Below are 5,980 nucleotides of genomic sequence, written 5' to 3'. Positions count from 1 at the left end.
AGGCGGTGAGAAGGCCGACCAGTGCAAGCACGGCGGCGGCTCTCCGACCCTATCCGCGCGGACATCGCAGCTGGCCGGCTGAAGCCTGGCCAGGCACTCCCCTAAGAGACTCGGCTGATGCAGCAGTACGAGCTCGGCCGCGTCGCCGTACGCCAGGCGCTCGGGGTACTACGCAGCGAGGGATTGGTCGTCACCGTGAAGCGTAAGGCCGTACGTTCGCCCTCAAGTCCCAGTCGAGCGAGTAGTTATCTCGGAACCCACAGAGGTCAGCGCCCGCATGCCGTCACCCGACGAACGGCGACAGCACACCATTCTGGAGGGTGTTCCCATCTTCGTACTGAGCACACAAGGCACTAAGCGAGTCCTTCCGGGCGACCGAACGATATTGGTGTGAAATAACAAAGAGACGAAAGCGGACAAAAGTTACATTGATGACTAGAATGGTAGTGACACCCCCTGGCGGGCCTCGAGGTACAGCAAGACAAGATTGGAGCAAAGAACTCCAATCGGCCGCATTTCGGACACTAGTTACATGCGCAACAACGAACGATCACACTTCGATAGCCCCCTGCCCCATAGGCACAAGCAGGGCTAATGTGCATACGTGACCATTACCCCCCCGCAGGACATTCGTGCCAGCTTGGCAGATTTTGTCCGATTCCGGCGTGAGCACCTGACCGGAGACGAGAAGGGCGAGGCACAAGTCTTCCTAGACAGGCTTTTTCGCGCCTTCGGGCATGGCGGAATACATGAAGCTGGAGCTTCCTTAGAGACACGTATCAAAAAACGCGATTCCAAAGGGACTGCCTTCGCGGACCTGATGTGGAAGCCGCGATGCCTTATTGAGATGAAAAAGGCGAGAGCAGATCTCTCCCGCCACTACCGCCAAGCTTTTGACTACTGGGTCGACGCGGTCCCGCATCGCCCCCGCTATGTGACTCTGTGCAATTTCGACGAGTTCTGGGTATACGACTTCGACAACCAGATGGACGCACCGGTTGATTGCGTACTACTGGATCAGCTACCAGAACGGTATGAAGCACTCTCATTTCTTCTCCCCGAGGACGTGAAACCTAGCTTCAATAACGACCTCGTTGCAGTGACGCGGGAGGCAGCGGCTTCGGTCGCAGAAGTATTCACCTCAATGCATGCTAGAGGAATACCCCGGGACGCCGCACAGCACTTCACTCTTCAGTCAGTGATGGCCATGTTCTCCGAAGACATCGGCCTCCTCCCACGCCACATGTTTACTCACGCCCTAGAAGAGTCGATGGACGGCGGCAGCGCCTACGACCTACTAACGGGGCTGTTTCGCGAGATGAACACCCCCGGTACCACACCTGCTGGGCGTTACAAGGGAACGCCTTACTTCAATGGCGGACTCTTCGCGAACATAACAGCAATCGAACCCAGCGCAGAAGAGCTGGAACTCCTACATCGAGCGTCACAAACAAATTGGGCGGCTGTTCGTCCAGAGATTTTCGGCACTCTATTCGAAGGGTCGATGTCCAAGGGCGAACGGCACGCGTGGGGAGCGCACTTCACCAGCCAAGCCGACATCGTCAAAGTTGTGGGGCCTACTATTGTCGAGCCATGGCGAGAGAAGATTCTCAAAGCGGGCAGTATTCCTGAACTGGAGAAGCTTCTTGGCGATATGCTTCGCTTCAAGATCCTCGACCCGGCCTGTGGCTCCGGCAACTTTCTCTATGTCGCCTATCGTGAGATGCGCCGCCTCGAACACGAAATCAATACTCTCATCGGGGAGCGACGGCGCGGCAGCCTATACGGTCAAGGCGCGATCTCCTATGTACCAGCAGACCATTTCTTCGGCATGGACATCAATAGCTTCGCCGTAGAAATCGCCAAAGTCACAATGATGCTCGCCAAGAAGCTGTCGTCTGTTGAACTCGATGACAACCAAGAGACGCTTCCACTCGCAAACTTAGATAGCGTCATCGTAGCAAGAGATGCACTTTTCAGCCCATGGCCTGAGGCGGATGTCATCATCGGAAACCCGCCCTACCTTGGCCGCCGTTTCATGAACGACGAACTAGGCCCGGAATACACGAATCGGCTAGCCACGAAGTATCCCAGAATAGGCGGCGTTTCCGACTACGTGTGCTATTGGTTCCCTCTAGCACACGACCGCCTTCCCGCAGGGGGCAGGGCTGGCTTCGTAGCAACATCCGCTATACGCCTGGTGGAAGGGCGCAAAGCGAGTCTAGATTACGTCACGGATAACGGCGGAGTAATTTTCAACGCGTTATCAAGTCAGCCATGGCCAGGCGATGCATCTGTACATGTGTCGATAGTGAATTGGAGCAAGGAGGAGGATGTTACACCCAAGATTCTGTGGCTTAACAATGGCGATTTACGTCTGGAAATGGACTACATCCCGGGATCTTTAGCGCCTGACTTCGATGTACGCGACGCGGAGCCGCTTGCCGCAAACCGGAAACCTCAAGTTTGCTTCCAGGGTCAAACTCCAGGCGTCACAAAGGGTTTTGTGCTTAACGAAAAGCAATATAGGGCGGTCCTCGCGATGGAGCCCAGCGCATCCGATGCCATCCATCCGTTTCTCGGTGGACGCGAGATGCTGAACAAGATCGATATCGATCGCTGGGTGATTGATATCGAACACGAGGAGCTATTTGAAGTAGAGGCGCGCTATCCACATCTACTTAAACAGCTCAAAAATGAGGTCCTTCCGGAGCGTAGGCGTGCCGCCGAGAAGGAAGAGCTTAAGACCGCTATACTGCTTGCCGCGAACCCGAAGGCCAGGCCGAATCGACATCATGCCGGCTTCTTATCTACTTGGTGGCAACTCGGCTATCGACGCAACGATATGCTAGACGCTCTTGCTAGCATCGATCGTTATCTTGCCACCTCTCGAGTGGCGAGCGTAAATCGCGATACGGTCTTTGAATTCGTCGACTCGACGGTCCATCCTAGCGACGCCATGACTGTTTTCGCTTTCGCCGATGATTACTCCTTTGGCATCTTGAGCTCCGCGCTCCACCAAGCCTGGATTGTCGCACGCTGCTCCCGCTTCAAGGGCGACCCTCGCTATACGTCCACGACAGTATTCGACAGCTTCCCGTGGCCTCAAGAGCTATCTGAGAGGCAAGCAGCTTCAGTAGCCGAAATCAGCGGTTCCATCGTAGAGCTGCGCAGCGATTACCTTGAGCGGGGCATTACCCTGGCAAGGCAATACAACGATCTGAGACTACCCGGTAAGAGTAAGCTACGTGATCTCCATGAAGATCTAAATAAGGCCGTGCTGGCGTGTTACGGCTTCACAGATAAGGATGATTATCTCGCTCAACTTTTCGCGCTTAATCAGGATCTCTTGGACTCCCCTGTTGCAGTACGCGGCCCTGGTGGATCCGGGTTAAAGGGTGTCCGAGTCTCCGACTACCGTCTCCGATAAAAAGCCTGGCACGTGCATAGGCCGTACTTGCAGATCGCATGAAACTGCTACGGCATGAAGAGGACATCCAACGAAACTATCGTGATAGGTAGTGGCGTGCCTCATAGACTCACATAGCCGACGAGCTGCTGTACATCGGCGGCGGGCCCGGTAATTTTAGCGTACGTTGTATATATGGATGCCAAGAAGATCATTTGGGTCATGCCGTTTGACCCGAGCAATCACAAGCCGGAGACCGAGGGCCAGGCCAGGCGCTGTGGATGGCATGGGACCAACGAAGGTATCCCCTGCGGGGAGGAGCCCTTCGCTAGTGTCAAGTTCCGCTACTCCGACTTCCAGCCCGTCTACTCCGCGTGTAAGCGCGCCGTTCGAGAGATTTCTGCGCGATACGGCTTCCCTATCCCGCCCGACCATTGATGCCTGTATGCCGAAGCTATCTCTGCATAAAGGGGACGTCGTAACCAGGCGGCTGGCCGTTCATCAGCTCGCTGAGGTCCTCGTCAGTGAGGGCAAGCTCGTAGGCGTTGCTGGCTTGTTGCGGATCCCAGCCGTGGTTCAGCGCCATGCGTATGGTCGCCGTCACGAGCGCCGGCCGTATGGCCATCGTCCGTTCTCCCCACCAGGCGTCCGGGCGTGAGCAGGGGAGCGACACCAGAAGGATGCGACCCGACGTGTCGGCCAGTTCCACGGCGAACGTCATTAGGCCCCAGCTGTTCCCGTGGAAATACGTGGGCTTACGGCGGACGCGCCAGTGGAACGCGGTGCCATCGAGGTGATGAGTCGCGCACCCTTCTTCGGGATCGCCATGAGAGGCCTCCTGCTCTGTTCCGTCGCTGTTCCGTGGGAGGGTCGAGAACAGTGAAAAACGACGAGAGCCGGTCGCAACAGTAACCCCTGGTCAGGCTTCTGATCGATAGATTTTCGCTGGTAGCCGCGCAGGGCATCGGAGATCACCCAGATCTACGAGGGCACCAACCAGATCCAGCGCATGGTGATGGCGCGCCAGGTTCTCAAGTAGATGATCGACGTGCGGGAACCCGGTGAGTGATCATGCGCGAAGCCGGGTTACGCATGTTGGTGGTGCCGCTCCGTGATCACTGGCCGCGAGGTACGCGAGGTGCCATGATCGCGGCTTATGGACATTGACGGCTTCTGGGAACTGGTGGAGCGTTCGGCCCGCGAGACCGGCACCAGGTCGGCGCGACTGGAGTGGCTTGAGGATCAACTCTGCGGCCTGTCCGCCGAGGAGATCGTGGACTACGAGGTCTGGTTCACGGTGTGTGCCAGCCGGGCCTGCTCCTGGGACATGTACGCGGTGTACTGGACCATCACCGGATTCGGCTCGTCAGACGGCTTCGAGTACTTCGTGAGCTGGCTGATCAGCCGCGGTCGTGATGCCTTCGAGAAGGTCGCCGACTGTCCTGATCGGATCCTTGAGCTGCCGGATGTGCAACGCCTCTTCGAGTGGATGAAGAATTTCGTTCACCGCCGGACGACCTGGTCCAGCGACGGCAGGTTCCGGCTCAAGAGGGTCACTCGCGTCCGCAGAGAAGTGTGGCCACGTGAGGAGAACCCGGAGTTCGAGTCCTTCGCGTACGTCACCTTCGGGTCGTACGTGCAGGTGACCGGCCTGGAGGTGGACAGTTTGCGGGAGGCGGTTCGCGCACGGGGTGTCGACAGCAAGTTTCCTTTTCTCACCTTTCACGCGCAGCCCGACGGTGAGAAATGGGATTTCGACGACGAGGCGGAGTTCGTTCGTCGTCTGCCACAGCTCGCAAGGCAATACGGCCTTACCCGGTGAGGTTTTCTCGCTGGTGATCACTTCCGGATTGCGTTGAGGTCCAGAGCGGGGCGGTGTGCTCGCGCAGGGCGTGGAGGCTGCGTATGAGGCCTTTGACGATGCGGGGGTGCCTGAGCGGAGAATGGCGTCGTGACTGATCTCTACGCGGTAAGGGTGCTGGCCGTCGATCCAGCGCGTCGCCGCATACAACTGCGGGTAACTGCCTTCAACCCGGACGTCTGGCACTGGCCGCTGCCCGACAAGAGCTTCTTCCTCCGCGATCTGGAAGAGGATGAGTCCATACTGGACCTTCTTGTTGACGAGGACGACGGGATGAATCGCGACTTCGTCGAGAGTGTGGAGCGCACTGCGACGCGCAACTACCCCTTCACGGCGGCGGCCGAAGAACGGCTGTCCGAAAGTGGCAGAGGATTTCCCTGGGAGGATGAGGGGCCGTTCAACGAGATGTCTCCTGAATCCGCCGCTGCCTTCCTCCGATGCGAGGAGATACACGTAGGGGCCGACTACGACGTGGTGGTCACCGACTCACGGCTGATCGAGCATCTGAAAGCCGGCGACTGGTGGCGCACCACCGCTTACCCCGGCGCGGACTGACGCGGCGAAGCCGACGGGCAGCACAGGAGTCAGGCAGTGACGTTTTCCCAGTGAACGTTTTTCATCCTCGCGCCGCCTGCGCGACTCGGTGATTTTGCAGGACGGCGATGGCCTTGCACAGGTGGCCGGCCTTGGACGGGCTGCAACGTAGCTTC

4 protein-coding genes and 1 pseudogene are annotated in these 5,980 nt (G+C 57.9%); 4 read left to right on the top strand and 1 reads right to left on the bottom strand.

Translation table 11 applies throughout. From position 1 onward, the window contains the following. Positions 1–604: 604 nt before the first annotated feature. A complete protein-coding gene (locus IEZ27_RS53215; RefSeq protein ID WP_229825331.1) occupies positions 605–3,430 on the top strand; it encodes a DNA methyltransferase in 2,826 nt (941 codons plus the stop codon). A 433-nt stretch (positions 3,431–3,863) separates the two neighbouring features. Here IEZ27_RS53215 and IEZ27_RS53210 read toward each other — a convergent pair whose 3' ends face one another. Then, a complete protein-coding gene (locus IEZ27_RS53210) occupies positions 3,864–4,118 on the bottom strand; it encodes a hypothetical protein (RefSeq protein WP_189654284.1) in 255 nt (84 codons plus the stop codon). A gap of 249 nt (positions 4,119–4,367) precedes the next feature. Here IEZ27_RS53210 and IEZ27_RS55240 point away from each other — a divergent pair. The 3 genes and pseudogenes from IEZ27_RS55240 to IEZ27_RS53195 form a co-directional block, all read left to right on the top strand. Continuing rightward, positions 4,368–4,448, top strand: a pseudogene (locus IEZ27_RS55240) (acyl-CoA dehydrogenase family protein); the annotation flags it as partial. Between the two features lie 117 nt (positions 4,449–4,565). Continuing rightward, on the top strand, positions 4,566–5,231 hold the full coding sequence (locus IEZ27_RS53200; RefSeq protein WP_189654283.1) for a DUF4240 domain-containing protein: 666 nt from the start codon (positions 4,566–4,568) through the stop codon (positions 5,229–5,231). Positions 5,232–5,360: 129 nt separating this feature from the next. Then, positions 5,361–5,825, top strand: coding sequence for a hypothetical protein (locus IEZ27_RS53195; RefSeq protein ID WP_189654282.1), 465 nt, complete (start codon positions 5,361–5,363; stop codon positions 5,823–5,825). Positions 5,826–5,980 lie beyond the last annotated feature (155 nt).

This window comes from Nonomuraea spiralis (assembly GCF_014648435.1).
GTDB classification, from domain to species: domain Bacteria; phylum Actinomycetota; class Actinomycetes; order Streptosporangiales; family Streptosporangiaceae; genus Nonomuraea; species Nonomuraea spiralis.
This window is presented reverse-complemented; position numbering and strand designations above follow the sequence as displayed.